At 72.0% G+C, this 25260-nt stretch carries 23 protein-coding genes; 6 read left to right on the top strand and 17 right to left on the bottom strand.

The genetic code is table 11. From position 1 onward, the window contains the following. Nucleotide 1: 1 nt before the first annotated feature. Nucleotides 2-2716, bottom strand: a complete 2715-nt coding sequence (locus tag I3V78_RS04930) for a M1 family metallopeptidase (protein ID WP_204485157.1) — start codon at nt 2714-2716, stop codon at nt 2-4. Nucleotides 2717-2762: 46 nt separating this feature from the next. Between I3V78_RS04930 and I3V78_RS04925 the strand changes: the two genes are divergently transcribed. After that, the gene (locus tag I3V78_RS04925; RefSeq protein ID WP_204485156.1) at nt 2763-3431 is read left to right on the top strand and encodes a metallophosphoesterase; all 669 of its coding nucleotides are present in this window, start codon (nt 2763-2765) and stop codon (nt 3429-3431) included. Nucleotides 3432-3514: 83 nt separating this feature from the next. Next, nucleotides 3515-3961: a thioredoxin family protein gene (locus I3V78_RS04920; RefSeq protein ID WP_204485155.1), complete on the top strand. Its 447-nt coding sequence runs from the start codon at nt 3515-3517 to the stop codon at nt 3959-3961. 4 nt (nt 3962-3965) lie between these two features. On the opposite strand, the gene I3V78_RS04915 is transcribed toward I3V78_RS04920, so the two are convergent. From I3V78_RS04915 to I3V78_RS04870, 10 genes are all read right to left on the bottom strand, one after another. Then, nucleotides 3966-5108, bottom strand: a complete 1143-nt coding sequence (locus tag I3V78_RS04915; protein ID WP_204485154.1) for an isoaspartyl peptidase/L-asparaginase family protein — start codon at nt 5106-5108, stop codon at nt 3966-3968. 47 nt (nt 5109-5155) lie between these two features. Next, nucleotides 5156-5923 carry a hypothetical protein gene (locus tag I3V78_RS39015; RefSeq protein WP_239576298.1) on the bottom strand — a complete coding sequence of 256 codons (768 nt, stop codon included), beginning with the start codon at nt 5921-5923 and terminating at the stop codon, nt 5156-5158. An 87-nt stretch (nt 5924-6010) separates the two neighbouring features. After that, the gene (locus I3V78_RS04905; protein ID WP_204485153.1) at nt 6011-7483 is read right to left on the bottom strand and encodes a HAMP domain-containing sensor histidine kinase; all 1473 of its coding nucleotides are present in this window, start codon (nt 7481-7483) and stop codon (nt 6011-6013) included. A 173-nt stretch (nt 7484-7656) separates the two neighbouring features. Then, the gene (locus I3V78_RS04900; protein WP_204485152.1) at nt 7657-9696 is read right to left on the bottom strand and encodes a bifunctional metallophosphatase/5'-nucleotidase; all 2040 of its coding nucleotides are present in this window, start codon (nt 9694-9696) and stop codon (nt 7657-7659) included. Between the two features lie 108 nt (nt 9697-9804). After that, nucleotides 9805-10590, bottom strand: a complete 786-nt coding sequence (locus I3V78_RS04895) for a hypothetical protein (protein WP_204485151.1) — start codon at nt 10588-10590, stop codon at nt 9805-9807. A 29-nt stretch (nt 10591-10619) separates the two neighbouring features. Beyond that, nucleotides 10620-11690, bottom strand: a complete 1071-nt coding sequence (locus tag I3V78_RS04890; RefSeq protein ID WP_204485150.1) for a cysteine hydrolase family protein — start codon at nt 11688-11690, stop codon at nt 10620-10622. 107 nt (nt 11691-11797) lie between these two features. Further along, nucleotides 11798-13645: a hypothetical protein gene (locus tag I3V78_RS04885; RefSeq protein WP_204485149.1), complete on the bottom strand. Its 1848-nt coding sequence runs from the start codon at nt 13643-13645 to the stop codon at nt 11798-11800. 4 nt (nt 13646-13649) lie between these two features. Beyond that, the gene (locus I3V78_RS04880; protein WP_204485148.1) at nt 13650-14426 is read right to left on the bottom strand and encodes a protein phosphatase 2C domain-containing protein; all 777 of its coding nucleotides are present in this window, start codon (nt 14424-14426) and stop codon (nt 13650-13652) included. An 86-nt stretch (nt 14427-14512) separates the two neighbouring features. After that, entirely contained in the window at nt 14513-15202 is a 690-nt protein-coding gene (locus I3V78_RS04875) for an NUDIX hydrolase (protein ID WP_204485147.1), read from the bottom strand. A 76-nt stretch (nt 15203-15278) separates the two neighbouring features. Continuing rightward, entirely contained in the window at nt 15279-16283 is a 1005-nt protein-coding gene (locus I3V78_RS04870; RefSeq protein ID WP_239576297.1) for a diacylglycerol/lipid kinase family protein, read from the bottom strand. A gap of 289 nt (nt 16284-16572) precedes the next feature. Between I3V78_RS04870 and I3V78_RS04865 the strand changes: the two genes are divergently transcribed. From I3V78_RS04865 to I3V78_RS04855, 3 genes are all read left to right on the top strand, one after another. After that, complete coding sequence (locus I3V78_RS04865) at nt 16573-18054, top strand: PEGA domain-containing protein (protein WP_204485145.1); 1482 nt, start codon at nt 16573-16575, stop codon at nt 18052-18054. A gap of 31 nt (nt 18055-18085) precedes the next feature. After that, on the top strand, nt 18086-19513 hold the full coding sequence (locus tag I3V78_RS04860) for an IgA Peptidase M64 (protein ID WP_204485144.1): 1428 nt from the start codon (nt 18086-18088) through the stop codon (nt 19511-19513). A 65-nt stretch (nt 19514-19578) separates the two neighbouring features. Further along, entirely contained in the window at nt 19579-20031 is a 453-nt protein-coding gene (locus I3V78_RS04855; RefSeq protein WP_204485143.1) for a DUF2267 domain-containing protein, read from the top strand. Nucleotides 20032-20034: 3 nt separating this feature from the next. Here the strand turns inward: I3V78_RS04855 and I3V78_RS04850 are convergent, their stop codons facing one another. Further along, nucleotides 20035-20793, bottom strand: a complete 759-nt coding sequence (locus I3V78_RS04850; RefSeq protein ID WP_204485142.1) for an SIMPL domain-containing protein — start codon at nt 20791-20793, stop codon at nt 20035-20037. A 240-nt stretch (nt 20794-21033) separates the two neighbouring features. Between I3V78_RS04850 and I3V78_RS04845 the strand changes: the two genes are divergently transcribed. Next, nucleotides 21034-22005 carry a PDR/VanB family oxidoreductase gene (locus I3V78_RS04845; RefSeq protein ID WP_204485141.1) on the top strand — a complete coding sequence of 324 codons (972 nt, stop codon included), beginning with the start codon at nt 21034-21036 and terminating at the stop codon, nt 22003-22005. A 3-nt stretch (nt 22006-22008) separates the two neighbouring features. Here the strand turns inward: I3V78_RS04845 and I3V78_RS04840 are convergent, their stop codons facing one another. The 5 genes from I3V78_RS04840 to I3V78_RS04820 all read right to left on the bottom strand — a co-directional run bounded on the left by I3V78_RS04840 (nt 22009) and on the right by I3V78_RS04820 (nt 25151). Further along, nucleotides 22009-22422, bottom strand: a complete 414-nt coding sequence (locus tag I3V78_RS04840; RefSeq protein ID WP_204485140.1) for a response regulator — start codon at nt 22420-22422, stop codon at nt 22009-22011. 173 nt (nt 22423-22595) lie between these two features. Next, complete coding sequence (locus tag I3V78_RS04835) at nt 22596-22790, bottom strand: hypothetical protein (protein ID WP_204485139.1); 195 nt, start codon at nt 22788-22790, stop codon at nt 22596-22598. Nucleotides 22791-22850: 60 nt separating this feature from the next. Continuing rightward, nucleotides 22851-23201: a hypothetical protein gene (locus I3V78_RS04830; RefSeq protein WP_204485138.1), complete on the bottom strand. Its 351-nt coding sequence runs from the start codon at nt 23199-23201 to the stop codon at nt 22851-22853. A 41-nt stretch (nt 23202-23242) separates the two neighbouring features. Further along, nucleotides 23243-24025 (bottom strand): YecA family protein, encoded by a 783-nt coding sequence (locus I3V78_RS04825; RefSeq protein ID WP_204485137.1) that lies wholly within the window; start codon nt 24023-24025, stop codon nt 23243-23245. After that, nucleotides 24018-25151, bottom strand: coding sequence for a hypothetical protein (locus tag I3V78_RS04820; RefSeq protein ID WP_204485136.1), 1134 nt, complete (start codon nt 25149-25151; stop codon nt 24018-24020). Before I3V78_RS04820 ends, I3V78_RS04825 begins: the two co-directional genes overlap by 8 nt. Nucleotides 25152-25260: the final 109 nt, after the last annotated feature.

Genomic DNA, 25260 nt, shown 5'->3' with positions numbered 1-25260 from the left:
CTCAGCGATGCGTGGCTTTGGCGGGACGGCGCGTGGCGAGGAAGGCCTCGATGCCGGGGCCCTGGGCCGCCTTGAAGGCGATGCACAGGTCCATCTGCTCCAGGCCCCGGGCGTAGGTGCGCGGGCCGCCGGGCGCGTGCGCCATGCGCTGCTCGAAGAAGGCGGCGAACTCCTGGCGGTGGACGGGGTCGCAGAAGGAGGAGAGGGCCGCGGCGAGCATGTCCACGCGATCCTCGGGCAGACGCCGCACGAGCGCGTCGTAGTGCTGCTTCACGAAGTCGAACGTCAGGTCCCGGGCGCCCGGCTCCATGCCCGCGAAGTACAGCAGCCAGCCCACCTCGCGCATGTCCAACGCGGGGTCCAAGAGGAGCTGGAGGTTCTCCTTCACCAGCGCGGGCTCCGAGAAGGCACGCAGCGCGCCGAGGTACTGCTCGCGTCGCTTGCGGTCCGGCTCGGCGCGCATGGCCTGGACGAGGCGCGTGTGCAGCGCCGCGTCACCGTTCGCGCTGGCCACGTCCAAGAGCGTCTCCAGCAGGTTCTCGTCCCGCGTGGGCGTCTGGCCCGCCAGCCATTGCTCGGTCAGCTTCCGGGCCTCGGCCACGAGCGTGGGCTCTCCGCCCTCCTCGCCCGCGAGCCGCAAGAGTTGCAGCCGCAAGAGCCGCGTGTCCTCGTCCTCGCCCGCGCGGGGCGCCACGCCGAGCGCCCGGGCGCGCGCGCCGTAGGTCTCGCGCAGGAAGCGCGCGCGGTCCTCGCGGCTCTTCTCGGAGAGCATGCCGGGGTTGAGCAGCCCCAGCAGCTCGCGCGACGCCTCGAACACCTGCCGATCCTTCTCCCCGGCCAGTCCCGGGATCAGGCCCAGCGCGTCCGCCGCCGGCATGGCGCCGTTGTTCACCAGGGCCCGCACGTCGCCGAGCAGGGCCACGCGCTCGGTGCGCGAGAGGGCGCGGGCGTCGGTGGACAACAGGCGCCCGAGCATCCGCGCGTCCAGGGCGGTGCGGAAGTACCCGGCCCCGTCCGCGTTGGGCATGATCCACGCGGGACAGCCCTGGGCCTTGGGCAGGGGCAGCACGGCCTGCTCGGCCTCGAGCACCGTGCAGGCGCGCTCGGGCTGCCCCGGGGTGGGGTAGCGCACGCACAGGGGCACCTTCCAGCGCCGCGCGCTGTCGCCCTGGGAGCCCAGGGGCAGGAAGCGGCTCTGGGAGAGCGCCACCTGGGGCGTCTTGCCCGCGCAGTCCAGCCGCGCGGTGACGAGCGGCGCGCCGCCCTGCTCCAGGAAGGAGGAGAGCACGCCGGACACGTCCTGGCCCGCCTCGGCGGACAGCGCCGAGAGGAAGTCCTCGGCGGTGGCGTTGCCGTGGGCATGGGCGGCGAGGTAGCGCCGCACGCCGCGCTGGAAGACGTCCGGGCCCAGCCACGCCTCCGTCATGAACAACACCGCCGAGCCCTTGCCGTAGGTGATGCCGTCAAAGGCGTTGAAGACGTCGTTCTCGCTCTGGATGGGCTGGCGGACGCGGCGCGCGGACACCAGGGAGTCCGTGCCGAGCGCGAAGGAGCGGCCCCGCACGCGCCCCACGGGCTCGTCCCAGGAGGGCTGGGCCTCGGACACGATGCGCACCGTGGCCCAGGAGGCGAAGGACTCGTTGAGCCACAGGTCATCCCACCACGCCATGGTGACCAGGTCGCCGAACCACTGGTGCGCCAGCTCGTGCACCTGCGTGTGGTAGAAGCCGCGCCGGAACTCCACCGAGTCCTCGGCGGACGGCGAGAGCAGGGACTCCGAGTTGAAGGTCACCAGGCCCGGGTGCTCCATGGCGCCGCCGAGCAGCGACACCGAGAGCACGTCCAGCTTCTCGTACGGGTACGGGATGCCGAAGTAGCGCTCCAGGTGGGCGAGGATCTCCGGCGTCACCTGGGCGGCATAGGCCGCCTGGGCGCCGCGGCCCTTGGGGGTGATGATGCGCGTGCGCACGGCCTTCTGCCCCGAGGGCTTGGCCTCCACGAAGTCGAACGTGCCCACGCCGAAGGCGATGAGGTAGCTGGGCAGGGGCTGGGTGCGCGCGAAGCGCCACGTGGTGGTGCCCGAGGGGCCGGGCTCCTCGGCCACCTGCGGCGTGTTGGTGACGGCGGTGTAGCCCTTCGGCGTGTGGAAGGTGAGCTGCCAGGGCACCTTGAAGCCCGGCTCGTCGAAGCACGGGAAGACGCGCCGCGCCCCGAGCGCCTCGAACTGGGTGAAGGCATACCAGGCGCCGGCCTCCTGGCTGCGAAAGGCGCCCATCGTCTCGCGCGTGGAGAGGTTGCCCTCGTACACGAGCCGCAGCCGCGCGGCGCCGGGCCCGAGCGCCCGCTCGGGCACGAAGCCGAGGAAGTCCCCCTCGCCCTTCGTCTGGCGCACCGGCACCGAGGCCCCGCCCACGCTCAGCGTGGCCTCCTTCACCGTGAGATCATGGCCGTGCAGCCACACCACGTCCGTGCCCTGCTTCACGTCCAGGTCGATGTCGAGCACGCCCTGGAAGGTCGGCTGGGCCGGGTCGAGGGTGAGCTCGGCCGTGTAGCCCGTGGGCCGCACGTGGGTGGGCAGGCGCAGCGTGGGGGACACGGGCGCCTTCGCCTCGGCGGCGGAGGGCGGCGGGGACTCGGAAGGAGGGGACTGACGGGAGGCACACGCCAACAAGGCGGCCAGCAAGGCGAGCGGCGGACACCAGCGGAGTCGGGGCATGGGTGGGATCTAGCCCAGGACGCCCGCGCGGTGTAGCAAAGCACCGGTGAGCCCCCGGACCCTCTTCATCGGTGACGTGCATGGCTGCGCCGACGAGCTCGACGCGCTGCTCGAGGTGTGTGCGTACCGTCCCGGAGAGCGCGTGGTGCTGGTGGGCGATCTCGTGGCCAAGGGGCCGGACTCGGCGGGCGTGCTGCGCCGCGCGCGCGAGCGGGGCATGCTCGCGGTGCGGGGCAACCACGACGAGCACGTGCTGCGCTGGCACCAGGGGTTGATGCCCAAGGGCAAGAAGCTCAAACCCGAGCACAAGCAGGTGCTGGAGACGCTCACGGCCAAGGACTGGGCTTTTCTGGAATCCCTGCCGCTGCACCTGCACTTTCCCGAGCTCAACGTCCGCGTGGTGCACGGGGGCTTCGTGCCGGGTGTGCCGGTGGAGCAGCAGGAGCCGGCGCTGTTGCTCAACCTGCGCAGCATCACGCCCGAGGGCGAGCCCTCCAAGAAGCTGGAGGCGGGCTACCCGTGGGCGAGCCTGTGGAAGGGCCCGGAGCTCGTCATCTTCGGCCACGACGCCCTGCGCGGCGTGCAGCGCTACCCGTTCGCCATCGGCCTGGACTCGGGCTGCGTCTACGGGCGGCGGCTCACCGCCTATGTCCTGCCGGACGACCGGCTCTACTCGGTCGAGGCCAGGCGCGCCTACATGAGCATGGACGACTAGCCAGGCGGGCGCTCACCGGGCACGCCCGTTCCCGCCGTCCGCCGCGTTCCTACCTTTGCGGAACGAGACTCCGGGAGGCGTCCATGTTCCGCTGCTTGTCGTGTGGTGCGTTCAACCGTGTGCCCCACCCCGCGCCCGAGGGCCGGCCCACCTGTGGCCGCTGCCAGCACGCGCTCGACCTGACGGGCGAGCCCCAGGAGGTGAAGGGCGAGGCCCTGTGGCAGGCCGTGAACGGCTCGCCGGTGCCCGTGCTGCTCGACCTGTGGGCGCCCTGGTGCGCTCCGTGCCGCGCCGCCGCGCCCCTGCTCGATTCCCTGGGGCGGACCCACGCGGGCCAGCTCCTCGTGCTCAAGCTCAACACGGATCAGGACGCCCCCACGGCCCGCCAGCTCGGCATCCAGGGCATCCCCACCTTCATCGTCTTCTCGGGGGGCCAGGAAGTCGCCCGGCGCAGCGGCGTGCTGCCGCGCGCCCAGATGGAGAGCTGGCTCGCCTCGGTGCTTCCCGGCGGCGTGGGCGCGCCGGCCTGAGAACTCAGGGCGCCTTGAAGATGGCCACCGAGGGGGTGCCCTCGGGGCCCATGTACCCGCGGTACATGCCCGAGGAGTTGAAGGGCATGGCCACATTGCCCTGGGCGTCCATGGCGATGACGCCGCCCTCCCCGCCCGCCTGCACCAGCACCTCCAGGACGACCTGGTTGGCGGACTCCAGCACCGGCAGGTCCAGCAGCTCCACGCGGGCGCAGATGTCGCGCGCCACGGTGTAGCGGATGAAGTACTCGCCATGGCCGGTGGCCGAGACGGCGCAGCGGGGATCCGCGTAGGTGCCCGCGCCGATGATGGGCGAGTCGCCAATGCGGCCAAACCGCTTGTTCGTCATGCCACCCGTGGAGGTGCCCGCGGCGAGATGGCCCGCCTGGTCCAGCGCCACCGCGCCCACGGTGCCGAACTTGTGGTCCTCCAGGGCCGAGGGGCCGCGCGTCTGGGGCTGTCCGGGCGTGGGCTGGGTGGGCGCTTGCGGCTGGCCCGACTCCTCCGGCGCGGCCGTGCCCTTCTTCTCCGCCTCCAGCGCGCGCTGCAGGGACTGCCAGCGCTCCTCGGTGCGGAAGTAGTCCGCCGCCACGAGCTCCACGCCCTGCTCGCGCGCGAAGGCCTCGGCGCCCTCGCCGGACAGCATCACGTGGGCGGACTTCTCCATCACCGCGCGCGCCAGACGGATGGGGTTCTTCACGTGGCGCACACCCGCCACCGCGCCCGCCTCGCGGGTGCGCCCGTCCATGATGGCCGCGTCCAGTTCGTTCTTCCCCTCGTGGGTGAAGACGGCGCCCTTGCCGGCGTTGAAGTAGGGCGAGTCCTCCAGCACGCGGATGGCGGCGGTGACGGCCTCCACGCTCGAGCCGCCCCGGGCGAGCACCGCATGGCCCGCCTGGAGGGACTCGGTGAGCGCGGCGCGCACGGCGGCCTCGCGCTCGGGCGTGAGGGACTCGCGCGAGATGACGCCCGCGCCCCCGTGGATGACGAGGCCCCAGCGCGGGGCGGGCCGGGTGCTGTCGTCGTCGGATGCGCGCAAGCGCCGCTCCTCTTCCTTCTGTGAGACGAGACTGGTGGCGCAGCCCAGGGGCTGCACCAGCACCGCCAGCAGGGCGGCGTGGAGGACACGGCGGAGGGAAGCGGGCATGGCGTGGGTTCTACCGCACCCGCCCTCCGGCCGCGCGGGGGGGGGGGCTACTTCGCGCAGTAGGCGTCGGCCGTGGTGTAGCCGATCACCTCGACCTCGTTGCCCGTGAGCACGACGTACTCGCTGGCGCCCACGTGGGTCGTCTCGCCGCTGCACCAGTCATAGGTGTAGCCCAGGCCCGTGAAGGGGTACTGCTGGCTCGCCCAGGGGTTGTAGCTGCCGCCCCAGTAGTTGGAGAGCCAGTTGCGGTGGGCGCTCGTCACGTCCGCGGGAAAGGTCAGCCCACACGTGGCGTCGTCGATCTGCGCGTCCGGGCAGGGCCGGAACAGGGCCGCGGGCTTCACCCAAATCTCCACGAGCTTGCGGTTGGCATAGTCGCCCTCCGAGGCGGGGGGCAGGCCGAGGTACTGGTTGATGCGCGCCACGCGCTCGTTGCCCGTCTGGCTCCAGGCCTTGCACGCCTCCTGGAGCTGGGGCGCGGGCGTGAGGAACAGGTCGCGCGTGAGCTTGTTGACGCCCGGCGTGTAGCCGCCGAACGTCGTCCACACCACCATGCGCACCGCGGTGTGCTCGGCGTTCCAGACCACCTTCGGGTTGGCATCCGAGATGGCGAACAGGTTGGTGCTCACCTCGGCCTGGGTGGGGGACTGGGCGTCGGCGTTGGCCAGCCGGTACGTGTCCGCGTCACAGGCGCTCGAGCGCGGGGGGTTGGAGTCGATGGGGGTGTTGTTCTGCTCCTCGGGCTCGCCACCACAGGCGGACAGGGACAGCGCGACGAGGGCGGACGGGAGCCAGCGGCTGAGGGACGTCTTCATGGACTTCACACTCCTGTGAGGTTGGGGGCCCACACAGTCGCGCAAAGGTGTCGCCGTCGTCGAGTCCGAGGTGCGGGAAAATACCCGTCAGTGCACGGAACCCGAGGGATCCGGCGGCTCGGGCTTCGCCTCGGGCTCGGGGGTGTCCTGCTCCGCGCGGGACAGCGGCAGGCGGACGCGGAACGTGGAGCCCCGTCCCGGCTGACTCTCCACCTCGATGCGGCCGCCGTGCGCCTCCACGATGCGCCGGGCCACCGACAGGCCAATGCCCACCCCGGGCGCCTTCTCGCGCGCGCGGCCGGTGCGCTGGAAGGGCGCGAACAGCCCGGTCAGCTCCTCGGGGGAGATGCCGATGCCCTGGTCCACCACGCACAGCCACGCCTCGTCGCCCTCGTGGCGCACCTGCACCTCCACCCCGCTGCTCTCGGGCGAGTACTTGAGCGCGTTGCTCACCAGGTTGTGCAGCACCTGCTCCACGCGCGTGGCGTCGCAGCGCAGGCGCACGGGCTCCTCGGGCATCACCAGGCGCAGCTCGCGCGAGCCGCCTCCGGACTCGTACAGCTCCACCACGGAGGCCACCAGCTCGCGCACGTCGCGATCCTCCAGGCTCAGCTCGAAGCGGCCCGCCTCGATGCGCGTGGCGTCCAACAGGTCGCCCACCATGCGGTCCAGCCGCGACACCTGCCGGCGCACCAGGCCCATCGTCTTCTGCATCCGCTCCTCGGTCACCCGCCCGGAGGTGACGAGCGCGGCGGACATGCGCAGCGCGGACAGGGGGTTGCGCAGGTCGTGCGCCACACCGGCCAGGAACGCGAGCTGGGCGTCGCGCTGGTGGTCCAGCGTGTCGGCCATCTCGTTGAAGGTGCGCGCCATCTCGCACAGCTCGGTGGGGCCCTCCAGCGGGGCGCGCAGCGCGCGGTCCCCGGTGCCATAGCGGTGGATGGCGCGGCTGAGCCCGAGCAGCGGGCGGAACACCGAGCGGCGCATCCACACGAGCAGCACGCCCCCGCCCAGCACCAGCAGGAACGCCACCCCCACGCCCACCTCGTTGGCCATCTGGTCCCACCGGTCCGCCTCGGCCTGGTCCGCGCGGGCCTCGTTGATGTTGAGGGCGATGAGGTGGTTGAGCGGGGTGAGCGTGGCCTCCAGGCGGGTGTTGAGCTCCAGGTTCGTCATCCCCGGGGGCGTGTTGTCCGGGGCCCGCGACTGGGCCGCCAGGTACGCGTTGAAGGTCGTCTGCACGGAGGCCAGCAGCGCCTGCTCCTCCTCCGACTGCGACTCGCCCAGGGCCTTCTCCAGTTGCAAGAGCAGGGTGCTCTCCGCGGCACGCACCTGCGACTCCACCACGGGCTCGCCCCGGCGGCGCGAGGCCTGGAGCCGGTGGAAGGTGAGCAGCGAGACCTCGAAGTCCTCGGCGGCTCGCACGCCCTCGACGGCCTCGCCCATCTTGACCGTGGTGCGGTGCAGGTACGTGGTCAGGACGATGAGCGCCGAGGCCGCCGCCAGCGAGAGCGCGGCCAGCAGGGCGACGGCCGCGGTGATGACCCATTTGAGGCTCATGGCAAGGGCTCCGTGGGAAGCAGGATGTCCCTCGACCGCGGCCGGGTCCCGCTCCGCGTGAAAAGATGCACCCGGCGGGGGCTGGTTGCCCTGGCCCCCGCCCTGGGGGGACCCGGAGGGAGAGCGGCGCGACGAGCGCTCGCCCTCCCGTCACGGGCCCTCACGACCGGGCCTTACGGGCCCAGGTAGACGACGCGCTTGTCCTCGGCGCGCGCGGTGTCCGCCACGCCGTAGCCCGGACCCGTCTTGGGGTAGGTCGCGGCCATGTAGCTGGCGAACACGTTCTGCTCGCGGCCCTTGCTCGTGAACGACGCGGGGCTGCTGTCGGTCAGCTCCACGCGGTTGAGCGTGGCGGTGTAGGCGTTGAACGGGTAGCCGTCACCGCCACCGGCGAGGAAGGTGCTCGTCACCATGCGGAAGGTGCGGCTGGCGGTGCCCACCACGGCGCCGTTGTCCACCACCACGTCCTCGGTGCCGTCGGCCTTGGTGACCACGACCTTGCGCACGCGCTGCCCCGCCGTGGTGACCTTGCCGTCGTTGCCCGTCACCTGGCCGGTCTTGCTCGCGTCGTACTCGAAGCGCAGGCCGCCCACCTGGGGGAAGCGGCCCTCGGTCGCGCCCGGGGCCACGCGGGACACGCCGTTCTCCAGCACTTCCTTGAGCTGCGTGGCCGTCACCGTGACGAGCACCAGCGGGTTGTTGAAGCGCAGGCTGTTCTCGATGTCCAGCTGGCTGATGTCCCCCGTCTCCTTCTTGGCCGAGGGGTTGGCCGCGGGCGGGCCGTAGGTGGGCGTGGCGCCCGTGCCCACCGTGCCGATGGCGTCACGGAAGGTGCCGCCGTTGGCCAGGGAGATGACCGTGGTGGCGTCCACCGTCTTGCCGTACCAGACGCACGCGTCGGCGAAGAGGTTGCCCATGTTGGTCTCCTCGGTGCGCACCGAGGGGCGCAGGCCGTTGAGGTACACGGTCGTCTTGCCGAACAGCGCGCCGTCCTTGGAGTTGACCACCGCCTTCACCGCGTCGGCGACCGTCTTCACGCCGGCGTTCACCTTGGACTCGGCGCCCAGCTGCTTGACGACCGCGTCGGTCGAGGCATAGGCGCCGTTCTTGGTCACGTCGTGCCGCGCGCGGATGAGCAGGCCCTTGTCGTCGAACAGGGCGTTGAAGCGGCCCACGTAGCGCCAGTTGGAGGCCACGTTCACCACGGCCACCGGCTCGTTCGTCTTGGACGTCTTCCACACCGGGTACTCGCCCTCGCGCACGTCACCGGGGAAGAGCGTGTCGTTGGAGTCCGTCCACACCGCGTGGTTGCCGCCCGCCACGATGACGTCCACGCCGTCCAGGCGCTTGGGCAGCTCGTCCACCTCGATGGTGTACTGCTGCATGTGCGACATGAGGACGACCTTGTTCAGGTCCGGGTTCGCCGTGCGCAGCGCGTTCACCTCGGCCTGGATGATGCTCGCCAGCTCGTCGTAGTTCGCCGAGTCGGTCGGCGCGGTGACGACCGTGCCCGGCGAGGAGATGCGCGGCAGCTGGGGCGTGGTGGCGCCCACCACGCCAATCTTCTGGCCGTCCACGGTGAAGATGACGCTCTTGGTCACCTTGTTGTGCAGGCTCGTGCCCGGGTTGGCCGCGTCGAGCGTCTGCCCCGACGCCACGACCGCCCCCTTGAGGTCGCTGTTGCTGAAGTCCAGGTTGGCGCTCAGGTAGGGGAACTTCGTGCCGGACCAGGCCCCCGAGGCGGTGATGATGTTGCTGATCTCCCGCGGACCGCTGTCGAACTCGTGGTTGCCGAACGAGGCCGCGTGGAAGCCGATCTCGTTGAACATGGCGATGTCCGCCCGACCCGGGCTGGCCACGCCCACGCTGGCGACCTTGGCCAGCTCCGGATCACCGCCCGCGTTGTAGAACACGCCGGGCAGCCACAAGTCGCCGCTGGCGAGCTTGAGGGTGTGCGTGGGGTCCTGCTCCTCGAGCGCGCGGATGACCGCGGAGAAGAGCGGCGCGGTGTCCGTGGCGGGCACGCCCGACTCCATGTCCGAGCCGTGCAGCACCTGGAGCGTGAAGGCCACGGGCGGCACGTTCACCGGGGGCAGCGGCGTCTCGGGATCGCGCGTGGGCGGGGTGTACGGCGTGTCCTCACCACACGAGGCGGTCAGGGCCAGCGCCGCGAGGGCGCCAGCGAGGGTCAGGTGTCGGGTCTTCAGATGCATGCTGGTTCCAGTGCTGTGGCCAGACAGGCCGGGAAGGGCGCGCATGCTACCGACATCCCGGCCATCAGGTGAGTCACTGAATGCGAAGAAAGACCCGGGCTCGCTGTGTCACGCCCCAAAGCCGCCAAGCGAGCAGGCGTTGAACGTGGCGGCGCCCTGACTCACGCGAACCGCTGATTGACTGAAAACCTGGAAGGCCGCGCGAATCTCCTGGGCACTCTGACCCGGAGTGAGGATCCATTTGTCCTCGATGCCCATCTCCCGGAAGACACGGCGGAAGTCCGTGGTGCCGTCATCGATGCCCATGCCGGCGACGATGTGGCCCTCGGCGCGGCGCAGGTCGTTCACCAGCGCGGCCACCTCGCGGGCCCGGGCGCGCTGCGAGTGGCAGTCCGCGCCGTCGGTGATGAGCAGGGTGACGGTGCGCGCGGCCACGCCGTTGCGGGTGAATTCCTGCGCCTTGGCGAGAACCGTGCCCAAGAGCACCACGGCCTGGTCATAGAGGGGCGTGCCCTGGTCCGGGTCGTAGTTCTTGCCGTGCATGCGCACCACGTCCACCAGGGGCCGGAAGGGGTTGAGCACCGTGCCGTTGAGGTAGCGGGTGTGGAACAGGATGCCGTCCTTCTGCTGGCTCGCGAGCAGCGCGTCGAGCACGAGGTTGTGGCCCTCGCACACGGTGCGCGCGTGCCCGGCCTGGCGGATGGAGCCCGAGTCGTCGGGCATGACGGTGACGAGCACCACCTCGCTCGCCTGCACGTCGTCCACTCCCACGCCGAGTCCGGCCTGGATCTGCGCGCCCAGGTCCACCACGGTGAGGGCCTGGAGGCTGGAAGGACTGAGGACCCCTTCGGCGTGGGCGTCCTCGAGGAGCTGCGTGATGTGAGGAGAACTCATGGCGGGCATTCCTTTCGGGCTTCGGGACGTCAGGCGAGGTGCAGGTCGGGCCAGGCGGCGAGGGGGTCGGTGGACTTCACCAGGTGCATGCCGGCGTCGGCGAAGCGCTGGAGCGCGGCGTCCGCCTGGGGGGTGAAGTCCGCGTGGAAGCCACCCTTGCCGTCGGGCACGGTGACGGCGGACATGCAGTCGGTGAGCAGGTAGACCTTGCGCGCGAGCGCGGCGTCCTGGGCGAGGATCTCCCCGAGCAGGTCGTCGATGGAGCTCTTCACGCAGTGGCTCGCCGCCTGGCCCGCGATGACCACCGCGTCCGAGGTGAGCAGCGTCTTGAGGAACTGGGTGTTGCGCTGGGCGAGCGGCTGGCCGTCATGGCGCGTGAGCACCTCGGGCCGCAGCACCGAGTAGTTCTCCGTGAAGGGGTTGCCGCCCTTCACCTCGGCCCAGGACTGGGCGCCGCGCACGAACGAGTGGAAGAGCCGCGCCTCCTGCACCACGCCAGCGAGCGCGTGGCCGTCCCCGCCGAGCAGGCAGTGCGGCGGCCACAGGTAGAGCGTGTACTTGCCCGCGCGCTCCAGCTCCTCGCAGTAGAACTTCACCTGCTTGAGCAGCCAGGGGTAGTTGCCGCCGCACAGCCACTTGGCCATGGCGGGGTTGGGGCGCACCTGACCGCGCTCGAGCTGCTCGCGGGTGATTTCCCGGTGGGCGGTGAGGGGCTGGTCGTCCTGGTCCACCCAGAACGAGGGGAAGAAGATCTGGTAGGCGAAGTGCGTGTCCAGCGTGGTGGTGATGTTCGTGAGCGCGCCGAGGTTCTTGTAGATGAACTCGGCGATGCGGCGGTTGTCCTCGAGGGCGCCCCGGCCGCTGCGGCCTCCCACGTAGAGAGAGCCCTCGGGGAAGCAGAAGTCCTTCTGCACGTCGATGAGCAGCAGGTGCAGGTTGAAGCGGTCCGTCGCGGCGGCCGAGAGCCCGTGCGCGCCCCGCCAGGCGCCCGCCTCGGTGTGCAGCCGCCCGGCATCGGGCCCGTACCCGAACGACGCCGCGTTCGCGGGCTGGAAGAACGACGGCAGCGGCAACGGCTGGAGCTTCGTGACGGTCTTCATCGTGGCGACCTCCGCTTCGTGTTTCGACAACACCAACATAGTGTCCAAGTTACACATTGTCAAACCGGACGAGGCCCTGTCCGAGGAGGACACGGCCCGGGAAGACCTCAGGACATGCGCAAGAGCGTGACCGCCTGGCGGCCCACGGCCACGAGCCCCTGAGTCGTGAGCAACAGCCGGGTGTCGGCGTCGACGAAGGGCTCGGTGTCGGGAAACTCCCGCACGGGCACGAGCTGCCCCTGCTGGAGCGCCACCCGGACGAGCCCCGTGTCCGTGGCGGCGAACAGGGCCTCGCCCGCGGCGCACTTGCCCCGGAGCGTGCCCAGCCACGAGCCGTCTCCCGCCAGGGCCGTGGCGCTCGCCTTCACGCCTCCGTCCGCGCCCACCACCACGCAGTGGTGCACCGTCCTGCCCGCCGTCTCCTCCGCGAGCAGCAGCCAGCACAGCGCGCCCTCGAAGACGGCCTCCGCGTCCACCAGCCGCCCCGAGGGCCATGGCAGCTTGAGCCCATCCTTGAGGCCCGGCCGCTCGGCGTCGAAGACGAAGGCGTCCCTGAGCGCCCCCGCCCGGTGGAAGCCCAGCCCGAAGCGCGGCCCCACGAAGAGCCGCGTCTGCCCCTCGAGCACGTCCCCCAGGCGCTCGGGCCCGTAGGTCCCGTCCCGCCACAGCACGCCCGCGTGGGCCCAGTAGCGGTGACGCGCGTTGGCCGCGAAGGCCGGTCGTCCCTCGGGCGCATCCACCCCCAGCCGCTCGGGGCGCCGTCCCGGCGCGAGCACCGTGAACTCCGGCCCCTGCCCCACCAGCGTGGACGCCCCGTGGATCGCCCACGTCAGCGAGGCCTGGAGCGGCCCCTGGAGCACGACCGCGCCGTCCTCGCGCCGCCAGGCCCCGCGCTCGTGGACGAGCCACCGGAGCACGCCCTCCTCGACGCTCGCGTGCACCACGACGCCCTCGGTGGAGAACAGGCGCGTGGCCACCACCTGTCCGCGCACGGTGGTGACGGGCGTGGGCGTGTGCACCGCGCTCGGCCGGCAGGTGGGACACGTGGCCCGCGCGTGCTCCACGCCGCACGACGCGCAGACGTGGAAGCGCAGGGACTCGAGCAGCGGCCACGGAAAGGGCCCCCGGGCATCCTCCACGAAGACCCGGTGCAGGCCGTGCAACAAGTCATCCGGGAGGACCCCGAGCGGCGTGGCGGGCTTCGGGTAGCGCACGTCCGGGTGGAACACCGTGAGCCGCCGCAGCACGCGCTCGGTGGGCGTCACCTTGGGCAGGACGCCGCCATAGGGCCCCACGCACACGAGGCTCTGCATCAGCGCCACCCCGAAGGCATACCAGTCACTGTCCATGGACGCGGGCCGCGCGGGCACCAGGGCCCCGGCGCTCCCCAGCCGCAGGGGATCCAGGAAACGCTCGGTGAAGACGGAGGCCAGGTAGGGCCCGAACTGGAAGCTGTCCGCGTCGATGAGCCAGGCCTCGTCCCCGATGACGAGCACGTTCAAGTCGTTGAAGTCCCCCACCACCACGCCGCTCCCGTGGAGCGCGCCGAGCGTGCGGTGCAGGTCCTGGAAGAGCGTGACGACCCGCGAGGACGGCACGCCCGCGCGGCGGAAGGACGGCTCGCCGAAGCGGCGCAGGGGCTCGGCCGCGTCGAGCTTGCGCATGGCATAGCCCACCACCTTGCCCCCTCCCTTGTCCGTCGCGAGCGCCTGGGGCGACACCACGCGCGGCGGCAGGTGCTTGGGGAACGCGGGCAGCTTGCGCTGGTGCTCGACGAGCCGGGCCCGCGCGGCGTCCTGCTCCGCCACGAGCGCGCCATGGTCCGGGTGCTCGGGGGGCTTGAAGAGCTTGAGCACACGCCCATCGCCCAGATCGAAGACATCCGCCTCGCCGCCCTTGCCCAGGGCCTTGGAGGGGTTGAGCCGCAGCCGCTTGCCCTCGAGATAGACGTCCATGAGGTCAGGCCCGCCCCGGGACACGGCGCAGGACGACGAGCGTGGTGTCATCCCCGAGCCGTCCGGTCTCACGCACGAGCCGCCGACCCGGGAAATCCGCGCGCACGGTCTCGCGGTTGAGCAGCGCCAGGTGGCGCCGCAGCGCGTCCGGATTGGCGAAGTACCGGTCCTCGCGCCAGAACCGGGAAAGGGGTCCCCCGGGCTCGTCCAGCAGGTCCACCGCCCCGTCCGTGCCGAGCAGCAGGGACTCCACCGCCTCCGTGGGCCGCAGGGCCAGGGGCTTCAAGCCCACGAGGCCCGGCCGCAGCACGCCATAACCGAGGTAGGGCGGCGCATTGCCGGGAAAGGGCCCGAGCCGGTGGACCTCGCCGTTGAGCGCCCAGAGCCCGTCTCCCGCGGCGAACACGAGGACGCACGACGGCGTGCAGACGGCCCCCACCAGGGTGAAGAGCAGCGCCTCGCCCACGGCCTCGGGACCGAGCTGCCCCGCGAGCCCCTTGAGGAAGCCCACCAGGTCCGCCTCCAGGCGCGAGAGGAAGCCAGGCGCGTCCGGGCCCACGCCCTCGGCGAGCAGCGTGAGCGCCGTGTCCACCGCGCGCCACGCGCCCAGCCGCGCGCCCACCTCGCTCGCGGCCCCGCTGCCACACCCGTCCGTCACCACGGCCACGAGGCCATGCGCGCTCGCGCGGGTATGGAAGGCATCCTGGCTGTTGCGCCCCACCCGGGCGTGCTCCCGACCCAGGACGGTGGCGGCGGCGGACTCGAAGGGCAACGAGGACATGGCGCTCCTCGCCCGGAAGGACACCGGGCATCCGTGTTCCACGGACACCAACTTAGTGTCACTTCAACACCATGTCAACGCGGGGCTCACAACTCGAAGTTGAAGCCCGCCTTCTCCAGCTGCTTGTACTTCTTGTGGTCGAAGCGGTAGAGGCGCGCGGCGCGGTGGGACACGCCCTGCTCCACCTCGTCGAGTTCCTCCAAGAGGTCCATGGCGAGCAGCTTCTTGCGGAAGTTGCGCTTGTCCAGCGCGCGCTCGAGGATGGTCTCGTACAGGCGCTGCAGCTGGGTGAGGGTGAACTTGGGCGGCAACAGCTCGAAGCCCACCGGCTGGTAGCGCACCTTGCCCTTGAGCCGCGCGAGCGCGGTGTCGAGGATCTCCGCGTGGTCGAAGGCCAGCTTGGGCGTCTTCTGCACGGGGAACCAATCGGCCTCGCGCGCGTCGGTGGCGGCGTGGACGCGGTGGTCCGACAGCTTCACCAGCGCGAAGTAGGCCACGCTCACCACCCGGCCGCGCGGATCGCGCTCCGGCGCGCCGAAGGTGTAGAGCTGCTCGAGCAGGCCCGGCCGGATACCCGCCTCCTCGTGGAGCTCGCGGCGCGCGGCGTCCTCCAGGGACTCGTCCATGCGCACGAAACCACCCGGCAGCGCCCAGCGGCCCTGGAAGGGCTCCACGCCCCGGCGGATGAGCAGCACCTTGAGGGCTTCGTCGTCCAGGCCGAACACCACGCAGTCCACCGTCAACGCGGGACGCGGGTATTCGTAGGTATGGCTCATGCGCGGGCTTCGCCTTTCGGGGGAGGGGGCGTCCGCCCATCGTGTCCCGGGGACACCCCCTCGCGCCAGCGGCGAATCACTCCGCCCGGCCGAGCCTCCGCCAGTCCACCAGCCGCACCGACTCCTCGGCCAGGGAGAACTCCAGCGAGCGGCGCATGCCCATGATGTCGCCCCCCATCTGGAAGGGCACCTCGCGGTTGAAGTCCATGCGCAGCCGCTCGACGAAGTAGTCGTGCATGTTGGGCAGGGGGTGCTCGCCGCGCCACAGCTTGAACATGTTGCGCGTGGCTTCCGACACGCTCGCGCCGTACACGCGCACGGACAGGCGGTGGGGCGCGGCCTGGGCGAAGGGGAAGGCCTTGAAGCCGAAGCCGAACTCGGGCGTGGTGGCCGCCCCGGCGATGCCCACCGGGCCGTCATAGAGCAGCGCGCCGGTCTCGCCTCGGGGCAGGGGCACCACGTTGCCACGCAGGTCCACGGTGAGCGCGGGCGCCCCCAGGTTGTACACCTTCACCCGCAGGTCCGAGTCGCCGAACAGGTGCCGGGGAATGGTGCGCGAGAACAGGGCGCCCATGTAGCCGCGCAGGCCCGCGTTCGCCTGGCGCAGGGGGCCGGGGGGAAACTTCGACAGCTGGTCCTTGAAGTCCTGCAACACCTCGGAGTCCCAGCCCGTGCCCGCGAACGGGGCCAGCCGTCCGTCCAGGCTCACGAGCGAGAAGGGCCGCAGGGGCGGCGGGGCCCCGCCCAGCGCGGCGAGCCGGCGCAGCGCCACCGACGGCTTGGGCGCCCCGGTGACGCGCGCCCACGCGTTGCCCGTGCCCAGCGGCAGCACCCCGATGGCCGGCAGCGCCAGCCCCTGCTCGCGCATGGCGTTGATGAGGCCCGTGATGGTGCCATCCCCGCCGCCCGCCAGGAGCAGCGTGGGGGGGTTGGGGCGCAACTGCTGGTCGATCCACGTCCGGGCCTCTTCCAGCGAGTGGGTGAGGGCCAGCCGCGCCCGGGGAAACAGGCGCTGGACCAGGGCCCCGACCCGCTCGGAGCCACGGCGCGCATGCAGGTTGACCATCACGGCGAGGTTCATGACGTCCCACTCTTCTCGTTCCATGTCATGGCTGTGTCATGGAGGCCGAGTCCCACCCTCCCCTCCTCCAGGAAGATGGGGATGCGCCGCGCCCCCGTGACCCGACGGCCAGGGCCTCCTCGCCGGGCAGACGGGATGGCGCCGTCCAGGAATGAGACGCCCGTCGGGGGGACACCGTGGCGGGTAGGGTGCGCCGGACCCGCCCAAGGTCTTGGAATGACGGCGTTTGGGTCCCGCCCGGTGGGTGTTATGGGCGGTGGGAACACCCCCTGCATTCCGGCCCGTCACCATGACCTTTTCTTCCCTGTCGTCTTCGATGGTGTGGGCCCTCGCCTTCCTCCTGGGGGGCACGGCGTTGGCCGCGCCGCGCCGCGCCGTGTTCGCCAGTGGCGATTGCAAGGACGCGACCCTGAGCAGTCAGACCCAGGCCCTCGCGCAGGCGCTGGCCGCCCGGCCGGGCCAGGAGGTGCTGACGGCGGCGGAGGTCACCGCGCGGCTCCTGCCGCAGCCCACGGGGAGCCTGGAGGACATCCGGCGACGGTTCGAGGCCGCCCAGGGCCAGTTCTACGAGGCGCAGTACACCCGGAGCGCGCTGACGCTCGACGACGTGCTGCGTCAGGTGGCGCGGCTGCCCGGGGGCGAGGCCCGGTGGCGGCTCGCGGTGGATGCCTGGCTGTTGCAGGGCATGACGCTGCGCTCGCTCGGGCGGGTGAAGGAGAGCGACGACGCCTTCCGCCACGTGCTGAGCCTGGACCCCCTGCACCCGTTGGATCCCGACTACTACACGCCGTCCACGCGGCAGGCCTTCGAGAAGCTGCGCAAGGAGCTGGCGCGCGCGCCCAAGGTACGGCTGTCGGTGCAGAGCACCCTGCCCGCCTCGGAGGTCTTCCTGGACGGGCGGAGCGTGGGCCCCACGCCGCTCGTGCTGGAGGTGCCGCCGGGCACCTACTCGCTCACGCTCCAGAAGGACGGGGCGCGCAGCTTCCCGCGCCAGCTCGTGGCCCAGGGCGAGGAGTTGCCCCTGCTGGTGGACCTGGCGCACGAGGGCGCCTTCTCCGCCGAGCCCCTGCCCTGCATCGCCACGGCCGGAGAGGGCGAGCGGGGCCTGTCGCACGCGGTGCGCCTGGGCGGCACGCTGGGCGCCGAGGAGGTCATCGTGGTGCGGCTGGAGGGCGCCAGCAGTGGACCCAAGTGGCTCGCCGCCACGGTGATGAACGTGGAGGGGGGCCAGAAGCTGCGCGAGGGGGGCTTCAAGACCCAGGGGCTGGAGGCACCCGCGGAGGCGCTCGGCGCGCTCGTGGACTTCATCACCACGGGCAAGACCCAGCCCAGCCTCGTCGTCGCCCGGCCGGATCTCCAGCCGCCCTGGGAGAAGACGGCCGAGGCCCGTCCGCCCTCGCCCCTGGAGGTGAAGGCCGCCCCGGGCGTGTCCGGCGCGCGCGTGGCGTCCTACGTGGCGCTGGGCACGGGCGTGGCGGCGCTCGCGGGCGCGGGCGTGGTGCGGCTGTCGGCCGAGGCGGACTGGCGCCAACTCCAGCGCGGCCACCTCAATGCCCAGGGCCGGGTCGAGGCCGGGGACGTGGAGGGCCGGGCGCTCGTGCGCCAGTTGGAGACCAAGGGCCAGTGGCTCACGGGGCTGCTCGTCGGCTCGGGGGTGGCGCTCGCCACGGGGGCGGTGTTGTCCCTGGCCGCGCCCACGCCCGAGCCCCTGACGGTGGGCGTCCTGGCGGGGCCGGAGGGCGTGGGGGCCTCGCTGTCCGGACGGTTCTGAGGGGGCGGGGCATCGGGTAGCGTGCCGGGCCATGAACCTCCTGCTGGCCCTGCTGCTGGCCGCGAGCCCTCCGAGCCCGCCCGGCCCCCGTACCTTCCGCGTCGACTACTTCCACACCGGCAACGCCACCGAGGAGCGCTTCAGCCCCGACCGGCTGGTGGTGGAGCCCCTGCCCTGGCCGGGCAGCCCCCAGCGCGCCGTCGACGAGACCAACCTCGGCAAGTACCTCTTCGAGGTGCGGGACCGGCAGAGCAACCGGCTCCTGTTCTCCCGGGGCTTCGCGTCCATCTACGGCGAGTGGGAGAGCACGCCCGAGGCGCGCGAGATGAACCGCACCTTCCACGAGTCCCTGCGCTTTCCCGCGCCGGAGAAGCCCGTGCAGGTGCTGCTCAAGAAGCGCGCCAAGGACAACACCTTTCGCGAGGTGTGGAGCTTCACGGTGGACCCCGCGGACATGTTCGTGGACCCCACGCCCCCGGCCTCGCCCGGCCCGCTCGTGAAGCTGCTGGAGAGCGGCGCCCCGGCGGACAAGGTGGACCTGCTCATCCTCGGGGACGGGTACACGGAGAAGGAGCGCGCGAAGTTCGAGAAGGACGCCCGGCGGCTCGTGGACATGCTCTTCACCTACGCGCCCTTCAAGGAGCGCAAGCGCGACTTCAACGTCTGGGGGCTCATGCCGGCGGCGCGCCAGTCCGGCATCTCCCGGCCCTCCACGGGCGTGCACCGGGACTCGCCCGTGGGCGCCACCTATGACGCCTTCGGCAGCGAGCGCTACGTGCTCACCTTCGAGAACCGCCGCTTCCGGGACATCGCCGCGTTCGCCCCGTACGAGTTCGTGGAGATCCTCGTCAACGGCAACACCTACGGCGGGGGCGGCATCTTCGGGCTGTACAGCACGGTGGCCGCCGACAGCCTCTGGTCCCCCTACGTCTTCGTGCACGAGTTCGGGCACCACTTCGCGGGGCTCGCCGACGAGTACTACACCTCCGAGACCGCCTACGCCCCGAGCGAGGAGCGCGTGGAGCCGTGGGAGAAGAACGTCACCGCGCTCAACGACCCCGCGGCCCTCAAGTGGAAGGACCTGGTGGCGGCGGGCACGGCCCTGCCCACGCCCTGGAAGAAGGACGAGTACGAGGCCCATGCGCGCGAGGTGCAGACCCAGCGCCGCCGCATCCGCGCCGAGCGTCGGCCCGAGGCGGACATGGACGCGCTCTTCACCGCCCAGCGCGACTGGGAGGAGCGCTTCTTCAAGGAGGACCCCGCCGCGGGCAAGACGGGCGCGTTCGAGGGCGCCATGTACGAGGCGCGCGGGTACTACCGGCCCCAGCTCGACTGCGTGATGTTCACCCGGGACCGGGTGCCCTTCTGCTCGGTGTGCCAGCGGGCACTGACCGAGGTCATCGACCTGTACGCCGGTCCGCCGCCCGGACAGCGGCCAGGCGGCCTCCCGGCCAAATAGGGCCCGCCCGCTGCCGTCCGGGGTCCACGTCTCCAATCTGACAAGGACAGGAGGCGGACAGACCGATGACACATACTCAGGTGACGGAGTCCTGGTCGGGTGAGGGCGTGGGCACGAGCGCGGAGTCCTTCTTCGCGCGCATCAACCGCGATGTCCCCGAATACCCGCCGACCGACGCGGCGGAGGCGATCATCTGCGCGCTGTGCGAGCGGCTTCCCGGCGGGCTCGTGCAGGAGATGAAGGAGCAGTTGCCCGAGGCGTTGCGTCAGCAGTTCCAGCACTGCTGGAAGGAGCGGAGCGCCAACGCGCGCCGCTTCGAGAAGGACGATTTCTACCTGGACGTGGCCGAGCACCTGCAGGTGGATGCGGAGAAGGTGCGGCTGGTGCTGCACGTGGTCTTCTCCGCCATCCACTCGCAGATCACCGAGCGGCTGGCGGAGCGCATCGGCCGGGAGATGCCGCCCAACGTGGCCGGCACCTGGGACGCCGCGCGCCGGGGCGCGGACCTGCCGCAGTAGGCGCTACTTCCCCGCGTCGATGGCGAAGATGACGGTCACCGTCGCCTCCACCGTCTGCTCCTTGGGCTGGATGGGCGTGGAGGCGGCGGAGTCCTCGGCGCTCTGGGGCATGGCGCTGCGCATGAGCGGGAAGACACGCACGGGCTCGGAGATGGTGCTGGCGTCCAGCACCGCGCCCAGCTTCACGCCCAGCGCCGCCGCGAGCACCTGGCCGGACTGCCGCGCCCGCTCCACCGCGTCGCGCAGGGCGGCGTCCCGCACCACCTCCGGCTTGCTCAACCCGAAGCTCACCGAGTCCACGCGGTTGGCGCCCGCCTTGAGCGCCACGTCCAGGAACGGGCCCACGCGGTTCAGGTCGCGCACGTGCACGTGCACGTTGTTGCTCACCCGGTAGCCCACCTGCTTGGGCGCCGCGTCCCCGCGCGGGTTGGGTGCGTAGTCCGGGTACACCGCGTAGTTGTTCGTCTCGATGTCCTTGCGCACCAGGCCCGCCTGCACGAGCGCGGCGAGCACCTTCTCCATCTTCTTCGCGTTGGCGTCGGAGGCCGCCTGGGCCGTGGGCGCCTGGGTCTCCACCGCCAAGTCGATGAAGGCCTCGTCCGGCGCCGCCTTGGCCTCGCCACGGCCCTCGACGCGGATGGTGCGCTCCTGCGTCGTGGCCGCGGGCGTGGCGGCGGGGGGCGGACGCGGCTGGGCTCCGGCGGTGAGCGGCAGGCCGAGCAACAGCGCGGAGAGCAGGGCGGCGCGGCGGGACGACAACATGGCGGTGACTCCTCGTTCCACGGGGTGGGGTGCTGCACGTCGGAGGCACACCTACACTCATCCCGAGCCGGGAAGAGGCCTCATGCGGTGGGACGTGCCCGGCGTGTCGGCCATTCATCGCGGACCGTGTCCGCCGTTCGATTGCGGTGGGGGGGTGGGACTTCCCATCCTGCTCGCGGCTGGACGTCGTGCCCGAAAAGGGGCGACGAGGCCTTGCACACGTGAAGGAATCCCACATCCATGTCTCAAGACACCCTGCGCTTGCGCGTCCACCGCATCACGTCCGAGGCGGAAGGCATCCGCTCGTATGAGCTCGTCTCGCCGGACGGCGCCGCCCTGCCCGCCTTCGAGGCGGGCGCGCATGTGGACGTCCAGGTGCCCGGGGGGTTCACGCGGCAGTACTCGCTCTGCAACGATCCGGCGGAGCGGCACCGCTACGTGATCGCCGTGCAGAAGGACGCGGGCGGCCGGGGCGGCTCGCGGGCCATGCACGAGCAGGTGCACGAGGGGGACGAACTCACGGTGGGCCCGCCGCGCTGCGCCTTCCCACTGATGTACGCGCGCGGCTACGTGCTGGTGGGGGGCGGCATCGGCATCACGCCGCTGGTGTCCATGGCCCATGCGCTCCAGCGCCAGGGCGCGCCCTGGCACCTGCACTACTGCACCCGCTCGCCCGAGCGCACGGCGTTCCGCGAGCTGCTCACCTCGCCCGCGTTCGCCGGACACGTCACGCTGCACCACGACCTGGGCGACCCGGCGCGGCGCCTGGACCTCAAGGCCCTGCTCACCCGGCGCCCGGGCGGCCACCGCGTCTACTGCTGCGGGCCCGCGCCACTGATGCGCGCGGTGCGCGAGGCCACCCAACATCACGAGTGGCCGCGCGAGAAGGTGCACTTCGAGGCCTTCTCCGCCGACGGCGTGGGGGCCGTGGGGACCGAGGCGGAGCAGGAGTTCCAGGTGGTGGTGCGCAGCTCGGGCGCCACCTATCCGGTGCCGCCGGGCAACTCGGTGCTCCAGGTGCTGCGAGAGAACGGCATGCGCGTGCCGAGCGACTGCGAGGCGGGCAGTTGCGGCGCCTGCCTCACCCGCGTGCTCGAGGGCGAGCCCGAGCACCGCGACACCTTCCTGTCCGAGGCCCGGCGCGCGGCGCGCTGCGACATGCTGGTGTGTGTGTCGCGGGCCCGCTCGCGCCAGCTCGTGCTGGACCTGTGACGCCTACTCCGCGCGCGCCTTGACGACCCACTCGCGCACCTGCTCGCGCAGTTGCTGCGAATCGAAGGGCTTGTCCACGCGCGCGTTCTTCACCTGATCCATGAAGGCCCGCGCCTCGGACGTGAACGCCCCGCCCGTGACGAACACCATGCGGCGCGCCACCGTGGGCGCCGACTTGGACAGCTCCTTGTGCAGGTCCATGCCCGTGAGGTCCGGCATCATCAGGTCGCAGAGCACGACGTCGATCTCCGCGCCCTTGGGTCCCGACAACAGCTCCAGCGCCGAGCGCGAGCTCGTCATGACCTCCACGTCGTGCTCGCGCGCCAGCGTCCGGCGCAGCGCCGAACTCACCATCACATCATCGTCCACGATCATTACCCGGCCGCGCACGCGCGCACCCTCCTGCTTGTCTTGCATCGGACGCCCTCTTCCGCGAAGCGGGGATTCGGGCGCCGCCACCAAGAGGCCCAGTGTCCCACGAAACCGGTCCCTCCCGCCTGGAACGCCGCCCCCCATGCTCCCTCTCCGCGCGGGCCCTGACCAGTTGGCGACACAACTCCTACCTCGGGACGGCTACATCCCGGGCCACTTCACGACACGCACGTACCTCGGGTGAAGATGCGCCGGAGCAGGGCCTCACCCTCGGAGCGGGGCGGCGCGGAGGAGACGAAGGGGGGCAGGGGCCGGGGCTCCCCGGCGTGCGCGCCCGCCACCGGGGCCGAGGCGCACACGGACGCCCTCCGGAAGGCCGGAGCGGAAGGAATCGGGCGGATGGGATTGCACATGCGAGCCTCCGGGGAACGGCGCACCCGGACGCAGTGTCCCTCTCCGGTCTGACACCCGCTTCACGGGAAGCGGGCGAGGAAGACGCCCAGCCGGGCTCCCGCCTCGCGCGTGGCGGGCGCGCCCGGCCGGGGACCCGACGCGGGGAGCTCGCGCGCCAGTTCCACCAGCGCGGGCCGCATCTCGGCCCAGGCGGCCTCGGCCTCGGCCTCGGTGGAGAAGAAGCGGCGGTGCAGGAGCCACCCCGTCACCCCACAGGTGAGGGCGTGGAAGGCGCGCGAGAGGTCCTCCTCCAGGATGAGCCGCGCGCCGCACGGATGGGACTCGTCCCGGACGACGGTGCCGCCCTCCGCGCCCATCCGGCCCAACGTGTGTCCGCCCTCGGTGAGGCTCCACTCCTGCTCGTCGCCCATGCGCCCCACCCTGCCCCGTCCGGACGCCGGGAGGCAATGGCTCAGCGCTCCGAGCCCAGGTGGCACTTCTTGTACTTCACCCCACTGCCACACCAGCAGGGCGTGTTGCGGCCGGGCCGCTCGCCCGTCATGCGCCGGAGCCGCGCCCGCAGGGGCTCGCCGAGCCGCCACGCCTGCTCGACCTTCTCGCTCTGGGCGTCGCTCAGCGTGCCCCCGAGCGAGAGCAGGCCCGAGGCCAATTCGCGCACCTCCTGCTGGGCGAACAGGTCCTCCACCGCGTCATTCAAGACGTAGTCGTCCAGCATGCGCGACAGGGGCGCGCGGGCCGCGGGGTCCCCGTAGCGCACCAGGTTGATGACCGCGGGGATGACGTCGTTGCTGGCGAGGTCCGCGAGCAGCGCGGCGAGGATGCGCTCGTCCCGCGCGCCACACTCCGCCAGCACCCGCAGCAGGCTCAGGCGCGCGTCCGCGTCCGGGGCCGTGTCGAGCACCTCCAGGACGGCGGGGGCCACCGCCGTGCCCCAGGAGCTCAAATTCTCCACGAGGGCCTCCTGCAGGGGCGAGCCAATCTCCGTGCGCATCAGCCGACGCGCCATGGGGCCCACGGAGCGGGGCAGACTCAAGCGCGAGAGCAGGATCGCCGCCTGGTAGGTGGCGATGGCGTCCTCGTCCCCCTCCTCCAGGATGCGCTCCAGGGGCGCCGCGGCCGCCTCGCCGCGCGCGAGCACCTCCACCCACGCGCCCTCGGGCGACACGGCCCCCGAACACATGCGCAGGCCCCACCGCGCCTCCGCGTCCTCCACTTCACCCGTGACGTCACCCATGACCGTGCGCGCCTCCTCGAAAGAACCGGTGCACCTCATCCACGAGCGGGCCATCCCCCGCCGTGGCGAACTGCTCGGGCAGGACCGCGAGCACCTCCCAGGCCGCCGCCCACCAGTCCGCCCACGCCTCGGCCCCGAGCAGCCCGAGCCCACACAGGTACTCGCCCCAGGGGCGCAGCGAGAGCGTCAGGGCGGCGTGCACGTGCGGATGCAGGGCCCGCTCCTCGGCCTGGCCCCACACCCATTGCTCCAGGTCACGCAGCACGGGCAGCAGCACATGCTCGGGCCGGGGATCCCTCCCGCCCTCGCCATACGGGCCGGGCAGCAGGTGGAAGAGCTCCGGGAACAGCAGCTGCGTGCGGCCCCACGGCCAGCCCTGGCGCAGCCGCAACTCCGGCTCGAAGGACATCACCAGGGCGCGCTGCGCGTCGATGAAGCGCTCCACGGGCAGGGCCAGCACCTCGTGGCCCGAGCGCCGTCGCCACGCCTCGCGGCCGGTGCGCAGCGCCAGGGCCTCGCCCAGCCAGTGCGGCACCGCCCGCTCGAAGGGCGCGAGCAGCGAGGCCAGCACGGGCTCGCCCAGCGCGGGCTCCCGGAACAGCGCCGCGTCCATGCCGGTGAGCACCGCGCGCGTCACGTAGTCCACCCGCGTCCACTCGGGCAGGGACTCGTCCTCGCGCACCCGGGGCCACGCCTCGCGCAGGCCCGCCCACGCCTCCTCCACGCGGCCCCGGTAGAGACACCACTCGGCCAGTCGGGTCACCAGCGCGCAGTCGCCCGTGCGCCGCGCCAGCGCCACCAGCGCGCCCTTCACGTCCCCGCCCGGCCGCCGCAAGGCCAGCTCCACCCGCCACGTGTACACGGCGGGCTCGGCGTCGTGCACCCGGGGCGCGCGCCGCCGCCACTCGTCCAGCACGGCCTCCAGCTCCGCGTGGCGGCCCGCCTCCTCCAGCGCCTCCTCCAGACGGCCGCCCACCTCGAAGGCGTCCTCCGCGTCGAAGCCCGGATGGCTCGCGGCCTCGCGCGCCAGGGCCAGCTTCTCGTCCACGGTGGAGGCGTCCCACCGCGCGTAGAAGCTCAGCGGCAGTCCCTCGGCGCGCCCTCCCTCCTGTTCCTCGGTCTCCATGCGAGTCCCAGTCTAGACATGACGGGAGAAGTCAGCACGGAAATGTGACCTCCGGTGTCACCCCATGGTGCGCGGGCCGTCCGGCAGTGGACCGAGCGGCGAGGAGTCC

It is taken from the genome of Archangium primigenium (assembly GCF_016904885.1).
Classification (GTDB): Bacteria; Myxococcota; Myxococcia; order Myxococcales; family Myxococcaceae; genus Cystobacter; species Cystobacter primigenius.
Note: the sequence above shows the minus strand (reverse complement) of the source record. Positions and strands in the feature narration are given on the sequence as shown.